We start from the raw sequence: 18,706 nt of genomic DNA, 5'->3' as shown, positions 1-18,706 counted from the left end.
CATTGTTAAGATAATTATTAAATCTGTTGTGTGATAATACAAACAGTAGTGGTTTGTCGCGTTAAAGGCTGTGTATAAACTAACAAAATCTCATATTTTATTCACAGTACGCCGCAACAAAGGGCTAGGTTTGCCGATTAAAATACCGGCCACTTCTTTGGCAAATTCAGATCTGGCAACTGGTCGAAATTTATTGAAGTAGGCGATACTTTTCAGATGGGTCAAGGCCACACCCGGCCAATATGAACTTTGTCGCGCGGGATCAAAAATAATACCAGGGTAAACTGCAAAAGCGCGACCAGGTAGCGCCTGAGCCATTTCGCGCTCAACGGCTAGTTTGGCTTTTAAGTAAGGTCGCATAAAGAATGGTCCAGCGTTTGCTGATATGAAAAGGAACTTTGGTTTGATTTCCTGAGCTAATAAATGAATCAGTTGATGAGCTGGTTCATAACTGCTGTTTTGGTAGGTTTGATTTTTTAATGGGTTGGGTAGCAGAATACCAACAGCGTCAATTACCCAATCCGCATCACTCACAATAGGACGCAATTGTTCACTATCACTTAGCGCAATTGCGTGATAGTGTGTCTGATCACCTGGTTTGCCGTTGAATGGATGGCGTGAAATGCTGTGCACCTCAAATAATTCGGACGACAAATATTTAATTAAACCCTGACCAACGAAACCAGTACCACCCACAATGACAATCTTTTGTTTCTTTTCAATCACCGGCTTACCTCACGATTATTTCAGCATATTGTTGCGATTGTCCCAAATATATGAAATAGCTAGAATCAATAATCCTAAGTTAGAAGTCAAAATAGCAAATGTAGATTGCTTCATAATCCAACTAATCAATGAGACAAACATCAAAACTAATGCTAGTATCACGACATACACGGTGCTTTTTTTCATGATAATCTCCTTAAATATATTACAATTACTATTTTAACACGAGTCCCTTGATAATCGTGAAATGAGAAACTGATTGCAGCAGTCATGATGGACTAGGCGAATGAGATGTCAATCGCTTGTAAATAGGCTGTACTGGTGTAATATAGATGAAGAACATTTGTCAGAAGGGACAGACAGATATCTGGCTTATCAAAAGTCGATTTGTTAAAATAGAGGGTATGCAAAAACAGAGTAGATTCTTAACTGAATTGATAGGGGTTGGTATCGGCGGTGCCATTGGTGGTAGCGTACGGTATTTGTTGGGATTAGTGCCAATCATTGGTGCTATGCCGGTAATGACAATGCTGATTAATTGGGTAGGAACGTTTTTGCTTGCATCACTTGGCGCTTATCTTGCGAAGCGTGAAAGTCGCTTACAACCTTGGCAAACTTTTATTGGTACAGGGGTAATCGGCGGCTTTACAACTTTTAGTACGATGATTTTACAAGTTAACCAGCAGGCTCTAATTAGCCTGACAACTGCCATAATCTATGTTGTCTTAACAATAGGTGGTGGGTTAATTATGGTTAAAATCGGTCAAAAGTTTGGTCGTAAAGTGAGCGAGGTGCGTTCATGACATTACTAATTGTTGCGATTGGTGCAGGATTAGGTACAATGTTGCGATACTTAACGGTCACTTTTTGGTCGACTAAGCCACAGTATCTCACAGCTATTTTTGCGGTTAATATGGTTGGTGCTTTTTTTATGGGGATACTAATGGCAACAGGCGCTACCAATGCCTTGCATCATTTTTGGTCAACCGGTGTACTAGGCGGATTGACGACATTTAGTACGATGATGACCCAAAGTGAACAACATGCCACCTTGCAGCAACTATTATATCTATTAATCCAGTTGGTTGGCGGTTTGGTCATCTTTGGCTTGGGATTTGCTTTAGCCACCTTTTTGTAAATATGGAGAGAACAAATGAGTAAAATAGCAGTTATTATTGATTCATCATCAGCGATGCCAGTGGTAACGCGCAATCGTTATCATATTTTTCAGGTCAATGATCCCATTATTTTTGGTGATGAGGTCTACAAAGAAAGTGTTGATATTCATGATCTTGGTGAGCTGGTTAAGATGATGAAAGATAAGAAGCAAATTGCTTCGACTTCTCAACCAGCACCCGGCGATTGGGAAGAAGCTTTGAATTTAGCCAAGGCATCAGGGTACGATCAGGCTTTATTGGTCACATTATCATCAGGTATTTCAGGCACTTATCAAACAGCTGCAGCAGTCGCTGATAGTTATGAAGGCATGTCTGATGTACGCGCATGGGATTCTAAAATTGCTGTCATGGGTGCTGGTATGCAGGCGTTAATGGCCGCTGCTATGGCTGAAAAAGGTAAGACATTAGATGAAATCATGGTAGCGCTTGAAAAATTGCGTGAGTCGATTGTGGTTCGTTTTGTGGTGAATGACATTTCACATTTGCAACGGACTGGGCGTTTGTCACGTGGTGCAGCCTTAGTGGGCGGTTTGCTCAATATTAAGCCGATATTATCAATGGACGTGCAAGATGAAGGTAAGATTGGTGCTGTTGGTAAGGCCAGAAAAATGAGCGGGGCGTTGAAAGAAATTAAAGAAACGCTACGTCAATCATTAGCCGAAGTCGATTATCCCGTGCGTGCCATTGTAGTCGATGGTAACGACGCCAAATTAGGTGATAAGTGGCTCAAAGATTTGCAGGCTGAGTATCCCACTGTCAAATTTGAACGTGGGGTGTTGGGTGCGTTTATTGGTGTTCACACAGGTGACGGCGCTATGGGCGTTCTCTGGGCACATGATTGGGAAGATTTAATTTAACTTAGAACAAAAATAGAAAGCATTGTCATCTTGATGACAATGCTTTTTGAGTGTTTTAGTGCTGTAAATGGTATTGATGCGTTACACTGAAAGTAGAGGAAATCACGATGGTAATAAAAAAGTGGCAGCATGTCGCCCTATTAGTTGGAATGGTTGTTGTGGTGGAGGCAATTGGTGGATTATCGGCTTTTTTAGCGGGTGACATTAAGCAAATTTATAATCAGTTAGTACAGCCACCACTTTCACCGCCAGATTTCGTTTTTGGGATTGTTTGGCCCATTTTATATCTGTTGATTGGTGTGGCTGCTTATTTATTATTAGTTAGTCAGCATCATGCAGCAGCCAAAAAGACTAATTTGGTGTTATTTGGGTTACAACTTTTTGTTAATTTTATTTGGAGTATTGTGTTTTTTGGTGGTAATCTTTACTGGATTGGTGTACCGATTATTCTGGTTTTAGATGTCCTAGTGATTGCCTGCATTGTCTCTTTCAGGCGCAATCAATTGTGGGCGAGTTACTTGATGTATCCGTACTTGGCGTGGATTATGTTTGCGACTTACCTCACGATTGCAGTGGCTATCTTAAATTAAAAAGTGACAGTTTTGTCAACTGTTAATCAACCGAGTCGTTCTAAAAATGGCTCGGTTTTGTTGTATAATTAAATCACATAATTATTTACGGGGGTTACTAATGCAACGTTCAAAACGTTACCTGATTGTTTACGAGGTATTAAACGCTGTAACACACGGTTTAGGATTTATTTTGGCCGTGATTGCTGGCATCGCATTGCTATTTCATGTCTTGCAACGACCAGTGTCTGCTTTCGAGTTGACAGCGATAATCATATATATCGCCACAGTTGGCTTGTTTTTGCTTGCATCAACTTTGTTTCATTCGTTGGTATTCACGCGTGCGGCCAAAATATTTCAATTTTTCGACCATGCGGGTATTTATCTAGTGATTTTAGGTAGCTATACGCCGTACACTTGGCTACTAATCAAAGGATGGGTCGGCTGGAGTATCTGGGGTGCTATTTTGGCAATGACGATTGCCGGCTTTGTCTATGACTTATTCTTTGTCGGACGCTGGCCATGGGTGTCGGTGGTCATTTACCTTGTGATGGGGTGGCTGATTATTTTGGCAATGCCAATCTTGTGGGGCGTATTGTCACACACAGCCTTCTGGTTGCTTTTGGCTGGCGGCTTAACCTATTCTGCGGGGACAATTTTTTATCTAATTCCTAAGATTCCTATGGGGCATGTCTACTGGCATCTATTTGTACTCGGTGGCGCTGGCTTGATGTATGCCAGTATCTTTATTTCACTCTAAAAATTTAAACAAAATCAATGTGATATTATTGTTTTTGAGCTATAATATAGCTGTTAAATAATTGCAGGAGAAATTAAAATATGGCATTGACACAATCACACGTTAAGCAATGGGTAATTGATCAGCACTTGGATACTTGGGGGCCAGTCAACGTTACCTGGCATGATGATTTGAAGCGTACGGTGATTATCGTCGCTGACGGGACGAAAAATCAAGTTCGTCAAGAGATTAAGAAAATTGTTGCTGGTAATATTGAAAAGGGCATCATTTCAAAAGAAGACGCAAATGACTTTCTCGATTCCTTACATGTCAATGATTATGCCGTTGAAGATTGAGCCGAAAGGCTTTTTTTTGACATCTAATCACAAAAAAAGCTATCAGAATTAATTCTGATAGCTGATATAGTGGTCAGCCAGGGGCTCGAACCCTGGACCCACGGATTAAGAGTCCGTTGCTCTACCAACTGAGCTAGCTGACCATATCATCTGTTTCACAACAATAAATATAATACCACGTGATTTATGAAAAAGCAAGCAGCAAATATGATAAAATGGAACTATTCTCAATATGGAAGGAAAAGCGTTGACTGTTAATAAGCAGTCTGAAACGCGTTTAGACACATGCTAGATCTGATTAAATCAATCATTATTGGTATCGTTGAAGGCCTGACAGAATTTTTGCCAGTATCATCAACAGGGCACATTATTTTGGCGGAAACACTGATGAAAATCCCCGGCGGCGCTGTGTGGACGAAGTCTTTCACCCCATTTTTCGACTATGCCATTCAATTGGGTGCCATTTTTGCCGTGATTCAACTTTATTTCAACAAACTGAATCCATTTTCACCCCAAAAAACAGACCGTGAAAAGTTCCAAACATGGCGCCTGTGGATTCGTGTGGCCGTTGGTGTCTTGCCCGCTGTGGTCTTTGGTTTATTGCTGAATGACTTCATGGATGCGCATTTGCTGAATTTCTGGGTTGTTTCAGCTATGTTGATTATTTATGGTGTGATCTTCATTGTGATTGAAAATCGTCAAAAGGGTATTGCGCCTTTAATTACAGACGTCAACCAAATCACGTTTAAGCTAGCGCTCTACATTGGTTTGTTCCAAGTTTTGTCATTAGTACCGGGAACATCTCGTTCAGGTGCCACGATTCTTGGTGCCATCATTCTTGGTGCTTCACGCTTTGTCGCTGCGGAATTTTCATTTTTCCTATCAATTCCGGTGATGTTTGGTGTCACGCTGTTGAAGATGTTCAAGTTCTTCCATGAAGGTGGCTCATTCACGGGTATGCAAGGCTTGGTTATGCTATTTGGCTTTGTGGTTTCTTGGATTGTGGCGTTGTTTGCGATTAAGTTCATGATGAATTACATCAAAAATAACGACTTCAAGGCATTTGGTTACTACCGTATTATCGTTGGTGTGATCTTCTTGTTGCTTGGCATGACAGGCGTGATTACGACAATGCATTAAAATAAAATGTGTTACCATTTCTGAAAAAATTTGATAAGACAATGAAATGTCATCTATCAATTACTAACTTATAGCTAGTAATTGATTTTTTTTATCAAAAATGACGGATGATTAGGTGACTTTTATTTGTTTATAAAAAGACATTTTTTGGACACATTTATTTCATAATATAGTCGCGTTATTGTGAAATAATGTTATTATCAAAAGAAAATGTAAATATAAGTATACAAGAGAGAAATGACAACATGAAAATTAAAATATCAATATGCCTATCGATATTACTAATAAATATTTTAATTTCACCAATAATGATGGTTGCAGCTGATGAAGTGAATGCAACGAGTTCAATGGCAACATCAGTACGTGATGAGCAAAAGGTCATGGCATCAGACGAAACAGTGAAAGAAGCGATAAAGGAAGCACAAACAGAATCTTCCGACACAAAGATAGATAAAAGCAACAAAAAGACCACTGAAGTTGAATCTGAAGATCATTCTAAAACAAGTAGCACTAAACGTGACATATCCTTATTAGATATGGCTGGGCAAGTAACAGTAACCAATGCAGCTGAGTTTACGGAAGCATGGAATACCCCAGCTGTGACTAAAATAACAGTAACTGATGATATTGATTTGAAGTATGATACTGAGTTGAGAACACAAGAAACTGGTACAGCGGCGCCCACAATCTCTAATGCAGAAAAGGCAGTCGATGACTATATGGCGGACGCACTAAAGCCTAGAGCTAATAATATTGAAATTACATCTAACAATAAAACTATCAATCTGAGTTCATCCGTTTTCACTGTTAGACGGGCGTCGGGCACAACTAATACAAGGATTGTAACGCGATATTACGGTTTACCAGTATCAACTGGTGTGGCGCCTGATATTAATATTAATCACTTAACGTTTACTTCAGCAAGTGCAGATGACTTTAAAAGTATGTCCGATTTTCGTAATAGTATCTTGTATCGTGGCACAACTAGCGCGTCAGGTGATATTGGTGGCACGTTAACATTATCAGACGTAACAGTGGCGATTGATAATGATCCTGCAACCGACGCAGGTAATACCATGTCTGCCTTTGTAGTACCGGGTATGAACATCGCGCTTTATAACCATATTGATATGCAAACCCGAGGTACTCAACTGATGGGCTCAAATATTCATGCTGATGCCTCAGTCCGTTATAGAGGTATTCATGATAATGTACCGGGGGTTATTGGTGTAAATTCGTTTAGTTATTTAGCAAATACATGGGCGTTATACAATAACTACTATTCAGGTAGTAGCTCAGGAACGTACCAAAATTATACTAATACTATTGCTAAAAATATTGATATTGAAAAAGGTGCCAAAGTTTACATGTCACGGTTAAATTTTGGCGCAACAAATAATGCCAGTCTATTATATCAAAATGGTGTGATAGATGGCGCCATTAGTAATCTTAACATTGCTGGCACGCTGATGATGAATGTCAAAGATGATGGATTTGTTTTTCAGTCACGCCGAGGTAGCGCCGTTAACATGTTGACAACCAAAATTAACGTTGCCTCTGCTGGTATCTTGGCAATGAACGGGACTAACACGACTGCTTCTGATTATTCTGGTGTTATTCAAGCACCTGCTAATCTCGTTCGAGGAGAATTTAACATTGCCGATGATGCGACTTTCTATTTAAAAAGTGGTCAGGGCTGTCAGACATTCTCTATTCCTGCTGGTGTTAACGAAACCAATGGCGGGATTGTTTTTAACGTTGAATCACCAAAATATATGTTAATTGCAAATCATAAGAGAGAAACTGATGCCGATGTTGCTGGTGCTGATTGGACGGGATATACAACTGGGTATATGCAATTAAACGTCAAGCATTCAGATGTTTCATTTTACAGTTCTGTCACGAATTATAATAATGGCAATCATTTAACTTATAATGCCCCTGCCGGATATAGTAGTTGGAAACGAGTTGGTATTGCAGACATGATGCAAGAAACTCAAGTTGGATCTACAGATAGTAGTTATTATAGTTTAAAAGAAACGCCTGAATCAAAAGTTACTGGTTCGGCAGGTGCTTTATGTAATAACAGATACTATCGTGTTTTTGAAATTCAGTCATACGTATTTAACTGGCTTAAATGGGTGCCTATGTCTGAAGCTGATACAGATGCAAAGTTGGCGCTGATTAGTGACGCCGAAAACCAAGAAGAAGCAGTTAGTGATGCGGATCGGTATATTCGTGGTCAATATGGTATATCAGAAAAACTGATTCCTAATTTTGCATTGCCAAATGCTGAGTGTGATGGAATTGCTGACTTTGAAAGCACAGGTGGTGCTAACAAACAAGTGACATGGGAAAGCAATCAGGTTGGCGTTAAACAAAACACAGTAACGACAAATAGCAATGGTATTTTTGTTTTTGAAAGCAATCGAAGTCAAGACTTCTCAATTCCAGGCGGTGATGCAAATAACCATGTTAAATATCAACAGGGTGATGATACAGTGTCTGTCACAGTGGATGGTGGAACCTATGAAACAAAGGTGGCATCAACACCAACCTACGCACCACAAGTCTATGATTTGCCCGCAGTGAATGTTGTTGGTGGCACAATCACTTTTAAAACATCAATGGCTGCGGATAACATTCTGATTAATGGTGAAGACAATGCTGAACAGTATGTCACGTTAGCAACACTAACAAAAGCTAATAATTCTGCGAATGGTGATGGGAAAGAATGGTCATTTAATATGACTGATTATAATAATGCCCATCAAGATGATCCAATTGAAGTTGGTGAAGGACTGGAGTTTTGGGTTATTGGAAATGATCAAGGTGTTGAAGCAGAATCAACTCGAACGACTTATACTTATCATGATTATTTGGCAGAAGCAGTTGGGTATCGGTTAATTGCTGCAGATGATTCATTGCCAATCATAGCTGATACAGTTGAAAAAATGACATTTGGTAATCTGAAACGTGGCAAGGATGGCTTATTTAATCGGGCACCGCTTGATTTGAGTCTGGACTACGGTCACTTAATAGTTGCTGATGGCACAATTCAAAAAACAACACCTTGGCAGATGCAAGCGTCATTGGTTGATAAAGGCTCTTTTGGCGATGATGAGTTACAACTTGAGTATGTTAACAGTACAAATGATAGTTCATTTTTGAGTAACGAAGGCGATTCATTATTGGTTGCTACGGCCCCTAACGGAAATAATGGCGATATGGTTGTGGAATTGGATACATCTTGGAACAAAGTAAGTAATGGTCAGGGCTGGTATTTGACGTTAAATAGTTTGAAAAAGTATTCGGTTGCGGATTATATTTATGATGATATAAAAACGCCGATAATGCAATGGACGCTAACAAGTGTACCTGGAGACGACTAAGGGAAAATATAATGTTACAAAAAATATTAACTTTTGCAACGGTTATTAGTCTATCGATTCTTATAAACCAAACAGTTGCTGCAGATTCAATTGAGTATGGGTCTGTAACGAATGGATTAGAGTTCAATGTGTCCAATAATTCGTTGCTAAATAACATTAATACTAATAGTGATTGGGGTACAGTGGGAGAGGTAATAAACCAAGAAAATGAAGGTATTATTATCGAAGATGGTGTGGGTTTTACACATTTCCCAGTCTTGAACTTTGGTGAAATAACGGAGAGCTCACTTGACGATGAACAAGTTGTGCAAAAATCAGACACGAGTTATAAAGTTTGGCCACTTTCTAATGTGCAACAAGTGGGAGATCAATCTGTTATCACACGACCATATTTGCAAATTGTGGATCAACGTTCTGATAAAGATGATCAACCTCTAAGCATTTCTGTACGTATGACGCAACCTTTCCAAGGTATGTATCGTGAGGCTGGGAGTGATAAAATTGATGTTCAACCGAACTTATTGGTGAGGACTGTGCCCTTTTTTGATTACAGCATCTCCGGATTAATTAATACGACGGGTCATTTTACTCAAAATTGGGGTGGCGAAGTAGGCGCTGGATCGGAATGGACTTTTGGACCAGATAGTTTAGAGATGACGGCTGGACCATCAGCAGATAGTTTTGGCACTATGAGCTACGAATATGGATCGCTGAAAAATCAAACGAATATTGAAGCAGGCAGCAACGGTAATAGAGCTGGGACAGCTACTTACAACAGTAATGAACGCATTAAAAATGGTATATATCTTGAGTTACCCCGCAATATAGTTTTAAAATCAAAAAGTTATCAAGCAGAGTATACATGGTCAATTGTTAATGGGCCCAACAGTGATAGTTAGCGTAAAATTTGCAATCGTAGGATGGTGGAAAGATTAATAATGCTAAAAAAAATATTAAAAGGGTGTCACGTTATTGTTGTTATTAGTATTTTAATATCGTCTTTTTTGATGATGAATGTATCAGCTAAAGCCGATACGTCACATTCTAGTATCAATTTTGCAGATGGGGCAATTGATATCTCAGTGCCATCTCTTGATTTTGGTGAAATAGATGTAACATCGCTACAAAATAATGATACTACGGCTCAATTTTTTCAAACATCATTAGGTCATATGAAATATTATCAAGGGGATGCAAAGTTAGTAGCGACGGATAAAAGATTTAATTCACGAGACGGTTTTCGTATTACTGCATCAACTGATGGGGATTGGTATCAAGGTGAGGATAAGGTTGCTGATGTTACGAAATTGGTGTTATTTATGAAAGATCCAGGAGATGACGATTTAAACATATTGTATGGTCCTGGCGCTGTTGTTATGGACGTTGACTCGCCTATTCTAGGTGAGAATAGCGAACGTAGTTTTAATTACGATGAGGATTCGACGGATCATGTTAATTTTGGAATTTTTGTCCCTAATAATGCTGATGTGAGTGCGCTTAAAAACAAGACGCTAACAACAACAATTACTTGGACGACAAGTGATATTCCACAAGTTTAGTATAGATAGCATTTCTTTAACAATGATTGATATCAAAAAGTTATTCTGAAAATAGTAAATTAAAGGAGCGGATAGTAGATATATCCGCTCCTTTAATTTACTATTTTATGATAATGACACCAATGGGACATCGTTCATAATCCAAGTTAATTCTGCTTGATAATGCTTATTCATAATAGTGGTTCCCGCGGGAATGTCTAATGAAAAACCACCAACAACATAGTTTCTTTTGCCATTATTTTTCTGACCAAATGTGTTGGTCCAATCACCCGCAGCTGTTGTTTCTTCGCCCATCATCATGCAAACTGCTTGCTGATCGGCAAAAGCTTGATTATTGTAATCCCGTGTATTAGCTGTTGATCCTAATTCGGTACCGCTTAAATTATGATCAGTAGTACTAACTTTTAGTTGTGCATTGGCAAGTGTTTCACCATCAGCTGTTTTAAAGTCACCGGTTTGAATCACGGATGCGCACCAGACATGTGCATTCGAAACAGTATGCACTTGAACGAATGGATTGACGTTCACTTGCTTATTATTCAAGAGCACCTGATCTGCGGAAGGATATAAGGTGTGACTTGTTTTTAATAGAAGACTTTCATTGCTTTTTTTACTTGCTAAACTATCGATGATTGGCGAAAAATTTAGTTCAGAAGCATAAGCGACGTATATACCATCTGAGCCAATTGTTGACATAGCAGTGTTGTTAATTGGCTTCACTGGTGTGTCATTGTTAATAATTGTAATTGGTTTATTCCCAGAAAGCCGTACTGTCGCTTTTGAAGTGTGGTGACCATCAGCTAACGCTATGCTTACAGGTGCCATTGCCAGCGCTAGAAAACTCAGGCTACCCAATAAATATTTTTTCATACAAATTTACCCTCAATTCTTCTTTACGTTTAGTGTATCAAATGGGTTAGTTTAAATTGGTAATAACTTTCGAATAGATTGTGACGAGTTGTGAAGAAAGTGTTGTGATCTGCCAATCTTTTTTGTTAATTAGGTGTTTCGTCATTTATTGCGATTTAAGGACACAAAAAATTCCCATTTTATCCACAAAATGCGCAAAGTGAGGTCACAAACTATTGGTATAGTAAAACTATAAATTGAAGTTGAGAAGGTAAAAAGTTATGCTAATTAAAAAAATTGGCCTTATTTTAGCGACAGCAACATTTTCTATGACACCATTACTTGGATTAGCGCATGGTGATGAGTCGTCATCGTCATCTGCTGATTCAGGAGCTATGGGGATGCGTGTTAGTGCTGTTTTGCCAGAAAATCAAGTTAACAAGGATCATACTTATTTTGATTTGTTAGTAAAACCCAATGACGAGCAAACGCTTGTTGTCAATCTGACTAACACGACTGACAAATCACAAACAGTGACGACGGCAGCAGCGGCTGCTAAAACTAATATTAACGGTGTGGCTGAATATGGTCCCTCAAAAAATAAATTAGATAAGTCAGCACCGTTTGATTTTGGAAAAGTCGCTGAGTTGCCGAAACAAGTTGAAGTGCCAGCTAATAGTACAAAAAAGTTAGAAATAAAGGTTAAAATTCCTGATAAGCAATGGCAAGGTATTGTGGCGGGTGGTATCACAATTACACAAGCTGCCACTGCAACAGAAAGTAACGCGTCAAAAAAAGCTGGCGTTACGATTCGTAATCGCTACGCTTATGCTATTGGTGTTGTGCTACAAACGGCTGAGAAAACAGATGTCAAAGAAAATCTTAGTCTTGAAAAGGTAGATGCTGGGCAAATCAGTTCGCGCAATGCGATTATTTCAGAATTGCATAGCACGACGGAAGCATATTTGAATGGTATTTCAATTACATCCAAAGTAACACGTAAAAATAGTAAAAAAGTGTTATATGAAGCCAAAAAAAGCAAGATGCAGATAACGCCAAATTCAGTTTTTGCATATCCGCTATCTCTTGACGGACATGCTTTCAAACCCGGCAAATATACGATGAACATGACAGTTAAGTCGAAAAAAAGCACTTGGCATTTTACAAAAGATTTCCCAATCACTAATGAGGAAGCTAAGAAGTTGAATGATAAAGATGTCACGCTTGTTCATGATGAGGGCTTTAATTGGTGGTGGCTTGTGTTAGCCGGTGCAGTCATTATAGCAATCATTCTGTTTTGGTGGCAACGTCGAAAGAAGCAGAGCGTCAATAATGATGTTAAGCATTTCTAGGGGTTAATCGGTAGAACTTTATTAAAGTGTCACTTTGTCCCATCATTTTTAAATTTTAAGCGTACAAGGTGGCAAAGTATTCTTGATAAATGCCAAAAAACATCTTACGAATCAATAAAACTTACAAAATCAAAAAATAAGGGGACTGCTATTGCGCTGCTGTGTGCTTAAATGGCATTCCCTTTATCAAGTGCTGGAAACGCAGTTATTGGCAGTCCAATAATAATATATGTTGATTCTGGTAGGTAAATATGTGTAGTTATAAAAGGTAGGTTAGTTATGAAAATAGTCAATAGAATCATTATTGTGATTTTAACGGCACTAATTGCCCAGTCGCCCATTACAATTTCAGCTGATACTATTGTCAGTAGTTACATTCAGTTCCAGAATGGTGAACTGAGCATGTCTGTTGATGATATGGATTTTGGTGTCTTAGATACGAGTAATCTCGAGGATACAGATAACCAGACATTTATGTCAGGCCTTGGACATTTCGTGTTATATAAGGGAGATGCTGAGTTAACAGTTACTGACGACAGGCTTGATAGTAATGATGGGTATACAGTGACTGTCAGTACTGAGGACGATAATTGGTATGATGATTCAGAGTCAGTAGTAGCTACAACCGATAGTATGGCTTTAGTACAGCTAACTTCTGATGAGATTAACTTAATTTCTAGCGGGACTAGCACGCTCGTGAAAACCGTCGATAATAGTCCCATTGCGCATCAAGAAGTTATTCCACTTGACAATAGCAGTACAGATATTGGGTATGCGATTTTAGTTCCAGCGAGTGTTGATGTGTCTAATTTGTTGGGAAAATCAATTCACACTAGTGTCGTCTGGACACTTGGTGATACGCCTTCTGAATAGTTAATGTTGTCAGTAAGATCGCGTAATTTTATCATCAAAAAAGACAAAACCCTTGTAAGTTTTATAAGTGAATATGTTTGTTATGAAAAATGTTTCACGTGAAACACTATTTCGATTAAAAAGGGCACTTTCTAATTGAAATGTTGTCAGTAGTTTTGTTAAGTTTCTTAACGTGTTTGATTTAGTGGCTGTTGATTAAAAAGCTAGCCGTCGACTTGTTTTTCGGGTAGAATAGAAGTACTATGGAAAACTTTCAAGAACAACTAAAAAATCGGCGGACTTTTGCGATTATTTCTCACCCCGATGCTGGTAAAACAACCTTAACTGAGCAGCTATTGTTGCATGGTGGCGTGATTCGTGAAGCTGGAACGGTTAAAGGTCGTGGCTCAAATAAGCTGGCCTCGTCGGACTGGATGGCAATTGAACAGCAACGTGGTATCTCAGTGACCTCGTCAGTGTTGCAATTTGATTATGAAGGTAAGCGAATTAACATTTTGGACACACCGGGGCACGAGGATTTTTCTGAAGATACCTATCGAACGCTGATGGCGGTTGACTCAGTTGTCATGGTTGTCGATGCAGCTAAGGGAATTGAGCCTCAAACAAAAAAGCTCTTTGAGATTGTGTCGCAACGTGGTATTCCCGTGTTTACTTTCTTCAACAAGATTGACCGAGATGCACGACCAGCGCTTGATTTGGTTGATGAATTAGAGTCTATTTTAGGTATTCAAGCCTATCCAATGAACTGGCCAGTTGGATCAGGACAAATTTTGCAAGGCATTTATGATTTGCAAAAAGATGAATTAGTACCTTTCAAAAATGCCAGTGATCACCCAGAAGTTGTCAGTGAAGCAATGGATGAAATTGAGTTATTACGTGATGCGGGTAACGAATTTGACGCCGATAAAATTGCTCATGGCAAATTGACCCCAGTCTTTTTTGGGTCAGCTTTGGTGAATTTTGGTGTCACCGAATTTCTGCGTGAATATTTGACCTATGCGCCGGCACCTGCTGCTGTGACAACAGTTGACGATCAAGTAATCTCGCCAGACAGTCCACAATTTACTGGTTTTGTCTTCAAAATTCAAGCCAACATGGATCCACGTCATCGTGATCGCATTGCCTTTGTTCGTATTGTCAGTGGTGAATTTGACCGAGGTATGGATGTCACTTTACAGCGAAATGGCAAGAAATTAAAGCTCTCTAATGTCACACAGTTCATGGCTGAAGAGCGTGAAAATGTACAAACAGCAGTACCCGGAGACATCATTGGTGTCTATGATACCGGAAACTTCCAGATTGGTGACACGATTTATGCTGGCAAAAAGAGTGTGCAGTTCCCTGATTTGCCAACATTTACCCCTGAATTGTTTAACCGTGTGATTGCCAAAGATGTGATGAAGCAAAAGTCTTACCATAAAGGCATTGAACAGTTGGTACAAGAAGGTACAATCCAACTTTACAAGTCTTGGAACGGTGGTGATTACATCATTGGTGCCGTTGGACAATTGCAATTTGAAGTGTTCCAGTTCCGTATGGAAAATGAATACAACGTCGAAATTCAATTTGAACCAATTGGTTCAAAAGTGGCACGTTGGATTAAACCAGAAGAACTTGACGAAAAAATGGGTTCATCTCGTAATTTACTTGTTAAAGACCGTTATGACGCCCCAGTTTTCTTATTTGAAAACAAGTTTGCACTCAATTGGTTCCATGATAAATACCCAAATGTGACGCTAGAAGAAAAAATGTAATGTGACCTAAACCACAAAAATCAATAACGATTTTGTGGTTTTTGTTTGCCTTTTTGGTGTTCAAATTGTGAATACATACGATAATATATTACATTTTAGGACAACAATGTGTTATTATTACATGTGAAATAGTTAACGAAAGCAAGGGGAGAATATATCATGGCTTTTCATATTGATGAAAATCACTATAATGAAGCATTAAAGTTTTTTATTAGGGAAAAGGGTGTGCCAGTAAAAATCATTTTGGCACACGCTGATATTTCACGTAGTCGTTTCTATGGTTATTTAAATGGGTCGGGTGATCTTGCAATGAGCAGATTACTCTCGATTTTGGAAGTGATTCATGTGTCACTTGACGAGTTTATGTTGTATGCGCGTTCATTAAAAGCGGTCAATACCAACATGCAGTCACAACCAGAAGCGCTAATTGTTGATGAAGCAATGGTGGAAAACGCATTACAAATATACAAACAAACCAAAGATGTTGCAGCGATTGGAACAGCTATTACACAAATCAAAGCACATGATTCGGAAGAGGTTGCGGGAAAATTATTTAAAAAAATTTTACCAACAGCTCGTAATATTTTGTGCAGACGTCATTATTTCTCGCTGATGGATGCGAATTTGTTATTAGATATCATGGACAATCTACGCTACGAGGATTTGCAAACAATTTTACCGTTTGTACGCAAAACAATGATGCAACAACAAGCTTGTCAACAGGCTGGTTTCAAAATGGAAGTCGTACGTCAACAAGCATTACTCACTGTAATCTATCGGTACACATTGCGAGCGTTTCACGAAAAAGCAAATGATGACACTAAGCGTGATTTTGATCTTGTTGATAGTCTTGAACCAGCTATTAGCGATTGGTATACGAACGTTATTCGTAAATTGATGACCGTGATAAAAACGCTCATCGTTGTCGGTAATGAATACGAGGCGCGAGTGGCATACAATAATATTTTGGCAGCCGTTTATGCGATTCAACCACAATCGGCTTGGAATAATTATGAGAAGCTCATGCACAATAACTTCAATGATTTCAAGACATACGCTATGTCATGACCTCATTTAATTCGGGATTCGCATTCAGTTTTGGTCGTGACTTATGTTAAAATGTAGTAACACTACATTGGAGAAAAATAATGGCATATTACACACAACAACTTTTTAATGGCCAAAGAGATCGCATTTTGCGTGTCGTTGACGCTGCGGATGAAACGCAAGCAACAGCAGGCTTTATCCATATTTTTGACGAACGTCGCCCGTTTGATTTTGAATACGCAACGGAATTAAGTAATGGCGAAATGACACAAGAGGAATTTGATGAGCAGGGTGGTGCTGGCAATACATTCAGTGCCAATTTTATGCCTATTGCTCAAAATGAGGATGAAGAGATACCTGCAGAAGTGTTTGAAGAATGGGCTGGTCTAGTTGGACGAGAGTACGCCTTAATTCCTAACTTGCACATCAATATGTACCAACAATCACTCAAGGCAGAAATTGAAGATATTGATAAAGATACTTTTGAAGAACGTTTGATGGAGTTAATCACACGTGTGTTGGGCTCATCTGTTGTGGGCTTTGAAGAAAAGTCATTGACACTTTATCCCAGCTTCTTAATCCAAGAGCAACCTGAACAGGCTGAACCACAAGGCCCTTCAACGCAAATCATTTTACCAGAATAAGACGCTGCCTAGAGGTGGCGTTTTTTTACGAACAATTAGCTAACTTTAATACCAACGTTCGGTTCATTTGGTGTTACAATGTTCGTTGTCGATAAGACAAAATAAAATCGGGGTAGATTGATGCGCGTTAAGTGCAGCGGAAACGGAATGTGGGTCGCTGACGAAACACGCTTGTGTGCGGTGCATCAATCACATTCACCAATATAATCATATAGGTGAACACTCCACTCGGAGGTTCTTTATTATGGAAAGTACATCGCGTACATGGGCGCTGTCAAAATTAGACACGCGCCAGTTTGTTGTTTTGGCATTTTTAATGGCCATTGACATGGCATTAAACAAATTCACTGTTGGGACGAACGTGATACAAGTCAGCTTTTCGTTCGTGGCAATGTCTTTGATTGCCAAGTGGTATGGTCCGCTGTGGTCGATGTTGATTGCTGCCGTATTAGACGTGGTTAATATCACGATTGTTAATCCCGGTGTCTTCTTCATTGGTTTTACTTTAACTGCGGTTGTTTCAACATTAATTTATGCGCTAGCTTATTATCGTCAAGATCACACAAGTCTATGGCGAATTATTGTTGCCGTTGGCTTGGTGTTGCTCATCACTAACATTGTGATGAACACAGCTTGGCTGGTAATCATGTATCACACAGCGCATGATTGGCCATCATTGGTGGCGTTCGCAATACCAAGAATTATCAAAAACTTAATTATGTACCCAATCCAAGTTGCTATCACCTATTTCTTTCTAAATAATCCGGTGGTACGCCGCACAACAAAAATAATTTTTAGTTAAACAGCTTCGGCTGTTTTTTTGAAAGCAGGTTATGATGACAAACGAATTTCCTCAAGTATTAACAATTGCCGGTTCTGATTCTGATGGATCAGCTGGTATGCAAGCTGATTTACACACCTTTTTTATTCGTAAGACGTATGGTATGAGTGTTCTAGTGGCAGCTGTTGCGGGTAATTCTTACGGTATCCACGCAGCGGAAACATTACCGTTGGCGTTTATTGCCCAACAGTTTGAAGCTTTGGCTGATGATTTTAAAATCAAAGCTAGTAAGACGGGAATGCTGTCTGATGCAGCTTTAATTGGCACGGTAGTTAAGGCATATCAGACTTACGATTTTGGGCCATTGGTCGTTGATCCCGTTATTACTACGAAACATGGGGCACAATTATTAGAAAATGAAGCGTTCAAAGCTTTGAAACAACAGCTGCTACCATTGGCAACTGTTGCCACGCCTAATTTTTTTGAGGCACAATTGTTAACAGGACGAACAATTCAAAGCGAAACAGACCAAGCAGCGGCAGCACGGGACATTCAGGCACTAGGTGTTCAGAATGTCATTGTGAAAGGTTGGCATCATCAAGATGACCAACAAGAAGTTGCAGACTACGTGTTACTAGCTGATGGATCAGATTTTTGGCTGCGCCATCCTTATTTTGATACGACACATATCAACGGTACGGGCGATACGTTAAGTGCCACCATTGCAGCTGAAATTGCAAAAGGACAGTCAGTCGCTAATGCCATTCGTATCGCGCATGATGTGACAACGGCAGCTATTGCTAGCGAAATAGCGGTTGGCCACCAATTTGGTCCAATTAATCATTGGGCAGCTCAAAATATTGATTAAAAAAAGTGTGAGTTGATAAATT

At 39.3% G+C, this 18,706-nt stretch carries 20 protein-coding genes, 1 tRNA gene and 1 riboswitch; of the genes, 17 read left to right on the top strand and 4 right to left on the bottom strand.

Annotated elements, in window-relative coordinates:
• Positions 1–90 precede the first annotated feature (90 nt).
• Complete coding sequence (locus ACI3ES_RS10680) at positions 91–726, bottom strand: NAD-dependent epimerase/dehydratase family protein (RefSeq protein WP_114667128.1); 636 nt, start codon at positions 724–726, stop codon at positions 91–93.
• Between the two features lie 15 nt (positions 727–741).
• Positions 742–912 carry a hypothetical protein gene (locus ACI3ES_RS10675; RefSeq protein ID WP_004911891.1) on the bottom strand — a complete coding sequence of 57 codons (171 nt, stop codon included), beginning with the start codon at positions 910–912 and terminating at the stop codon, positions 742–744.
• Between the two features lie 218 nt (positions 913–1,130).
• Between ACI3ES_RS10675 and ACI3ES_RS10670 the strand changes: the two genes are divergently transcribed.
• The 6 genes from ACI3ES_RS10670 (at position 1,131) to ACI3ES_RS10645 (ending at position 4,425) form a co-directional block, all read left to right on the top strand.
• The gene (locus ACI3ES_RS10670) at positions 1,131–1,529 is read left to right on the top strand and encodes a CrcB family protein (RefSeq protein ID WP_114667127.1); all 399 of its coding nucleotides are present in this window, start codon (positions 1,131–1,133) and stop codon (positions 1,527–1,529) included.
• On the top strand, positions 1,526–1,864 hold the full coding sequence (locus tag ACI3ES_RS10665; RefSeq protein ID WP_004911893.1) for a CrcB family protein: 339 nt from the start codon (positions 1,526–1,528) through the stop codon (positions 1,862–1,864). Before ACI3ES_RS10670 ends, ACI3ES_RS10665 begins: the two co-directional genes overlap by 4 nt.
• Positions 1,865–1,879: 15 nt before the next feature.
• Positions 1,880–2,761: a DegV family protein gene (locus tag ACI3ES_RS10660; protein WP_004911894.1), complete on the top strand. Its 882-nt coding sequence runs from the start codon at positions 1,880–1,882 to the stop codon at positions 2,759–2,761.
• Positions 2,762–2,868: 107 nt separating this feature from the next.
• Positions 2,869–3,351 (top strand): TspO/MBR family protein, encoded by a 483-nt coding sequence (locus ACI3ES_RS10655; protein WP_080519417.1) that lies wholly within the window; start codon positions 2,869–2,871, stop codon positions 3,349–3,351.
• A 100-nt stretch (positions 3,352–3,451) separates the two neighbouring features.
• Positions 3,452–4,090: a PAQR family membrane homeostasis protein TrhA gene (locus ACI3ES_RS10650; protein WP_004911898.1), complete on the top strand. Its 639-nt coding sequence runs from the start codon at positions 3,452–3,454 to the stop codon at positions 4,088–4,090.
• Between the two features lie 80 nt (positions 4,091–4,170).
• Positions 4,171–4,425, top strand: a complete 255-nt coding sequence (locus tag ACI3ES_RS10645; RefSeq protein ID WP_004911900.1) for a hypothetical protein — start codon at positions 4,171–4,173, stop codon at positions 4,423–4,425.
• 70 nt (positions 4,426–4,495) lie between these two features.
• Here ACI3ES_RS10645 and ACI3ES_RS10640 read toward each other — a convergent pair.
• Positions 4,496–4,568: transfer RNA gene (locus tag ACI3ES_RS10640), tRNA-Lys, on the bottom strand.
• A 142-nt stretch (positions 4,569–4,710) separates the two neighbouring features.
• Here ACI3ES_RS10640 and ACI3ES_RS10635 point away from each other — a divergent pair.
• From ACI3ES_RS10635 to ACI3ES_RS10620, 4 genes are all read left to right on the top strand, one after another.
• Complete coding sequence (locus tag ACI3ES_RS10635; RefSeq protein WP_036068612.1) at positions 4,711–5,565, top strand: undecaprenyl-diphosphate phosphatase; 855 nt, start codon at positions 4,711–4,713, stop codon at positions 5,563–5,565.
• 245 nt (positions 5,566–5,810) lie between these two features.
• Entirely contained in the window at positions 5,811–8,957 is a 3,147-nt protein-coding gene (locus tag ACI3ES_RS10630) for a pectate lyase-like adhesive domain-containing protein (protein WP_114667126.1), read from the top strand.
• 11 nt (positions 8,958–8,968) lie between these two features.
• Positions 8,969–9,856: a hypothetical protein gene (locus ACI3ES_RS10625; RefSeq protein ID WP_114667125.1), complete on the top strand. Its 888-nt coding sequence runs from the start codon at positions 8,969–8,971 to the stop codon at positions 9,854–9,856.
• A 39-nt stretch (positions 9,857–9,895) separates the two neighbouring features.
• Positions 9,896–10,516, top strand: coding sequence for a hypothetical protein (locus tag ACI3ES_RS10620; RefSeq protein WP_114667124.1), 621 nt, complete (start codon positions 9,896–9,898; stop codon positions 10,514–10,516).
• 105 nt (positions 10,517–10,621) lie between these two features.
• Here ACI3ES_RS10620 and ACI3ES_RS10615 read toward each other — a convergent pair whose 3' ends face one another.
• Positions 10,622–11,386, bottom strand: a complete 765-nt coding sequence (locus tag ACI3ES_RS10615; RefSeq protein ID WP_114667123.1) for a WxL domain-containing protein — start codon at positions 11,384–11,386, stop codon at positions 10,622–10,624.
• A 260-nt stretch (positions 11,387–11,646) separates the two neighbouring features.
• On the opposite strand from ACI3ES_RS10615, the gene ACI3ES_RS10610 reads away from it, so the two are divergent.
• The 7 genes from ACI3ES_RS10610 (at position 11,647) to thiD (ending at position 18,684) form a co-directional block, all read left to right on the top strand.
• Positions 11,647–12,717, top strand: coding sequence for a DUF916 and DUF3324 domain-containing protein (locus ACI3ES_RS10610; protein ID WP_114667122.1), 1,071 nt, complete (start codon positions 11,647–11,649; stop codon positions 12,715–12,717).
• Between the two features lie 279 nt (positions 12,718–12,996).
• Complete coding sequence (locus tag ACI3ES_RS10605) at positions 12,997–13,590, top strand: hypothetical protein (protein WP_114667121.1); 594 nt, start codon at positions 12,997–12,999, stop codon at positions 13,588–13,590.
• 242 nt (positions 13,591–13,832) lie between these two features.
• Positions 13,833–15,344 (top strand): peptide chain release factor 3, encoded by a 1,512-nt coding sequence (locus ACI3ES_RS10600; protein WP_114667120.1) that lies wholly within the window; start codon positions 13,833–13,835, stop codon positions 15,342–15,344.
• A 159-nt stretch (positions 15,345–15,503) separates the two neighbouring features.
• On the top strand, positions 15,504–16,412 hold the full coding sequence (locus ACI3ES_RS10595) for an XRE family transcriptional regulator (RefSeq protein WP_114667119.1): 909 nt from the start codon (positions 15,504–15,506) through the stop codon (positions 16,410–16,412).
• A gap of 80 nt (positions 16,413–16,492) precedes the next feature.
• Positions 16,493–17,035, top strand: coding sequence for a hypothetical protein (locus ACI3ES_RS10590; protein ID WP_004910942.1), 543 nt, complete (start codon positions 16,493–16,495; stop codon positions 17,033–17,035).
• Between the two features lie 106 nt (positions 17,036–17,141).
• A riboswitch (THF riboswitch) is annotated at positions 17,142–17,238 on the top strand.
• 41 nt (positions 17,239–17,279) lie between these two features.
• Positions 17,280–17,837 carry a folate family ECF transporter S component gene (locus tag ACI3ES_RS10585; protein WP_114667118.1) on the top strand — a complete coding sequence of 186 codons (558 nt, stop codon included), beginning with the start codon at positions 17,280–17,282 and terminating at the stop codon, positions 17,835–17,837.
• 34 nt (positions 17,838–17,871) lie between these two features.
• Positions 17,872–18,684 (top strand): bifunctional hydroxymethylpyrimidine kinase/phosphomethylpyrimidine kinase, encoded by an 813-nt coding sequence (gene thiD / locus ACI3ES_RS10580; protein WP_114667117.1) that lies wholly within the window; start codon positions 17,872–17,874, stop codon positions 18,682–18,684.
• Positions 18,685–18,706: the final 22 nt, after the last annotated feature.

The sequence above is a fragment of the Leuconostoc falkenbergense genome (genome assembly GCF_045801155.1).
Classification (GTDB): domain Bacteria; phylum Bacillota; class Bacilli; order Lactobacillales; family Lactobacillaceae; genus Leuconostoc; species Leuconostoc falkenbergense.
This window is presented reverse-complemented; position numbering and strand designations above follow the sequence as displayed.

What these genes read in the sequence shown, in the direction of transcription:
- ACI3ES_RS10675 (WP_004911891.1), bottom strand. Translation starts at nt 912, where the DNA reads ATGAAAAAAAGCACCGTGTATGTCGTGATACTAGCATTAGTTTTGATG.
- ACI3ES_RS10670 (WP_114667127.1), top strand. Translation starts at nt 1,131, where the DNA reads ATGCAAAAACAGAGTAGATTCTTAACTGAATTGATAGGGGTTGGTATC.
- ACI3ES_RS10665 (WP_004911893.1), top strand. Translation starts at nt 1,526, where the DNA reads ATGACATTACTAATTGTTGCGATTGGTGCAGGATTAGGTACAATGTTG.
- ACI3ES_RS10660 (WP_004911894.1), top strand. Translation starts at nt 1,880, where the DNA reads ATGAGTAAAATAGCAGTTATTATTGATTCATCATCAGCGATGCCAGTG.
- ACI3ES_RS10655 (WP_080519417.1), top strand. Translation starts at nt 2,869, where the DNA reads ATGGTAATAAAAAAGTGGCAGCATGTCGCCCTATTAGTTGGAATGGTT.
- ACI3ES_RS10650 (WP_004911898.1), top strand. Translation starts at nt 3,452, where the DNA reads ATGCAACGTTCAAAACGTTACCTGATTGTTTACGAGGTATTAAACGCT.
- ACI3ES_RS10645 (WP_004911900.1), top strand. Translation starts at nt 4,171, where the DNA reads ATGGCATTGACACAATCACACGTTAAGCAATGGGTAATTGATCAGCAC.
- ACI3ES_RS10635 (WP_036068612.1), top strand. Translation starts at nt 4,711, where the DNA reads ATGCTAGATCTGATTAAATCAATCATTATTGGTATCGTTGAAGGCCTG.
- ACI3ES_RS10630 (WP_114667126.1), top strand. Translation starts at nt 5,811, where the DNA reads ATGAAAATTAAAATATCAATATGCCTATCGATATTACTAATAAATATT.
- ACI3ES_RS10625 (WP_114667125.1), top strand. Translation starts at nt 8,969, where the DNA reads ATGTTACAAAAAATATTAACTTTTGCAACGGTTATTAGTCTATCGATT.
- ACI3ES_RS10620 (WP_114667124.1), top strand. Translation starts at nt 9,896, where the DNA reads ATGCTAAAAAAAATATTAAAAGGGTGTCACGTTATTGTTGTTATTAGT.
- ACI3ES_RS10615 (WP_114667123.1), bottom strand. Translation starts at nt 11,386, where the DNA reads ATGAAAAAATATTTATTGGGTAGCCTGAGTTTTCTAGCGCTGGCAATG.
- ACI3ES_RS10610 (WP_114667122.1), top strand. Translation starts at nt 11,647, where the DNA reads ATGCTAATTAAAAAAATTGGCCTTATTTTAGCGACAGCAACATTTTCT.
- ACI3ES_RS10605 (WP_114667121.1), top strand. Translation starts at nt 12,997, where the DNA reads ATGAAAATAGTCAATAGAATCATTATTGTGATTTTAACGGCACTAATT.
- ACI3ES_RS10600 (WP_114667120.1), top strand. Translation starts at nt 13,833, where the DNA reads ATGGAAAACTTTCAAGAACAACTAAAAAATCGGCGGACTTTTGCGATT.
- ACI3ES_RS10595 (WP_114667119.1), top strand. Translation starts at nt 15,504, where the DNA reads ATGGCTTTTCATATTGATGAAAATCACTATAATGAAGCATTAAAGTTT.
- ACI3ES_RS10590 (WP_004910942.1), top strand. Translation starts at nt 16,493, where the DNA reads ATGGCATATTACACACAACAACTTTTTAATGGCCAAAGAGATCGCATT.
- ACI3ES_RS10585 (WP_114667118.1), top strand. Translation starts at nt 17,280, where the DNA reads ATGGAAAGTACATCGCGTACATGGGCGCTGTCAAAATTAGACACGCGC.
- thiD (WP_114667117.1), top strand. Translation starts at nt 17,872, where the DNA reads ATGACAAACGAATTTCCTCAAGTATTAACAATTGCCGGTTCTGATTCT.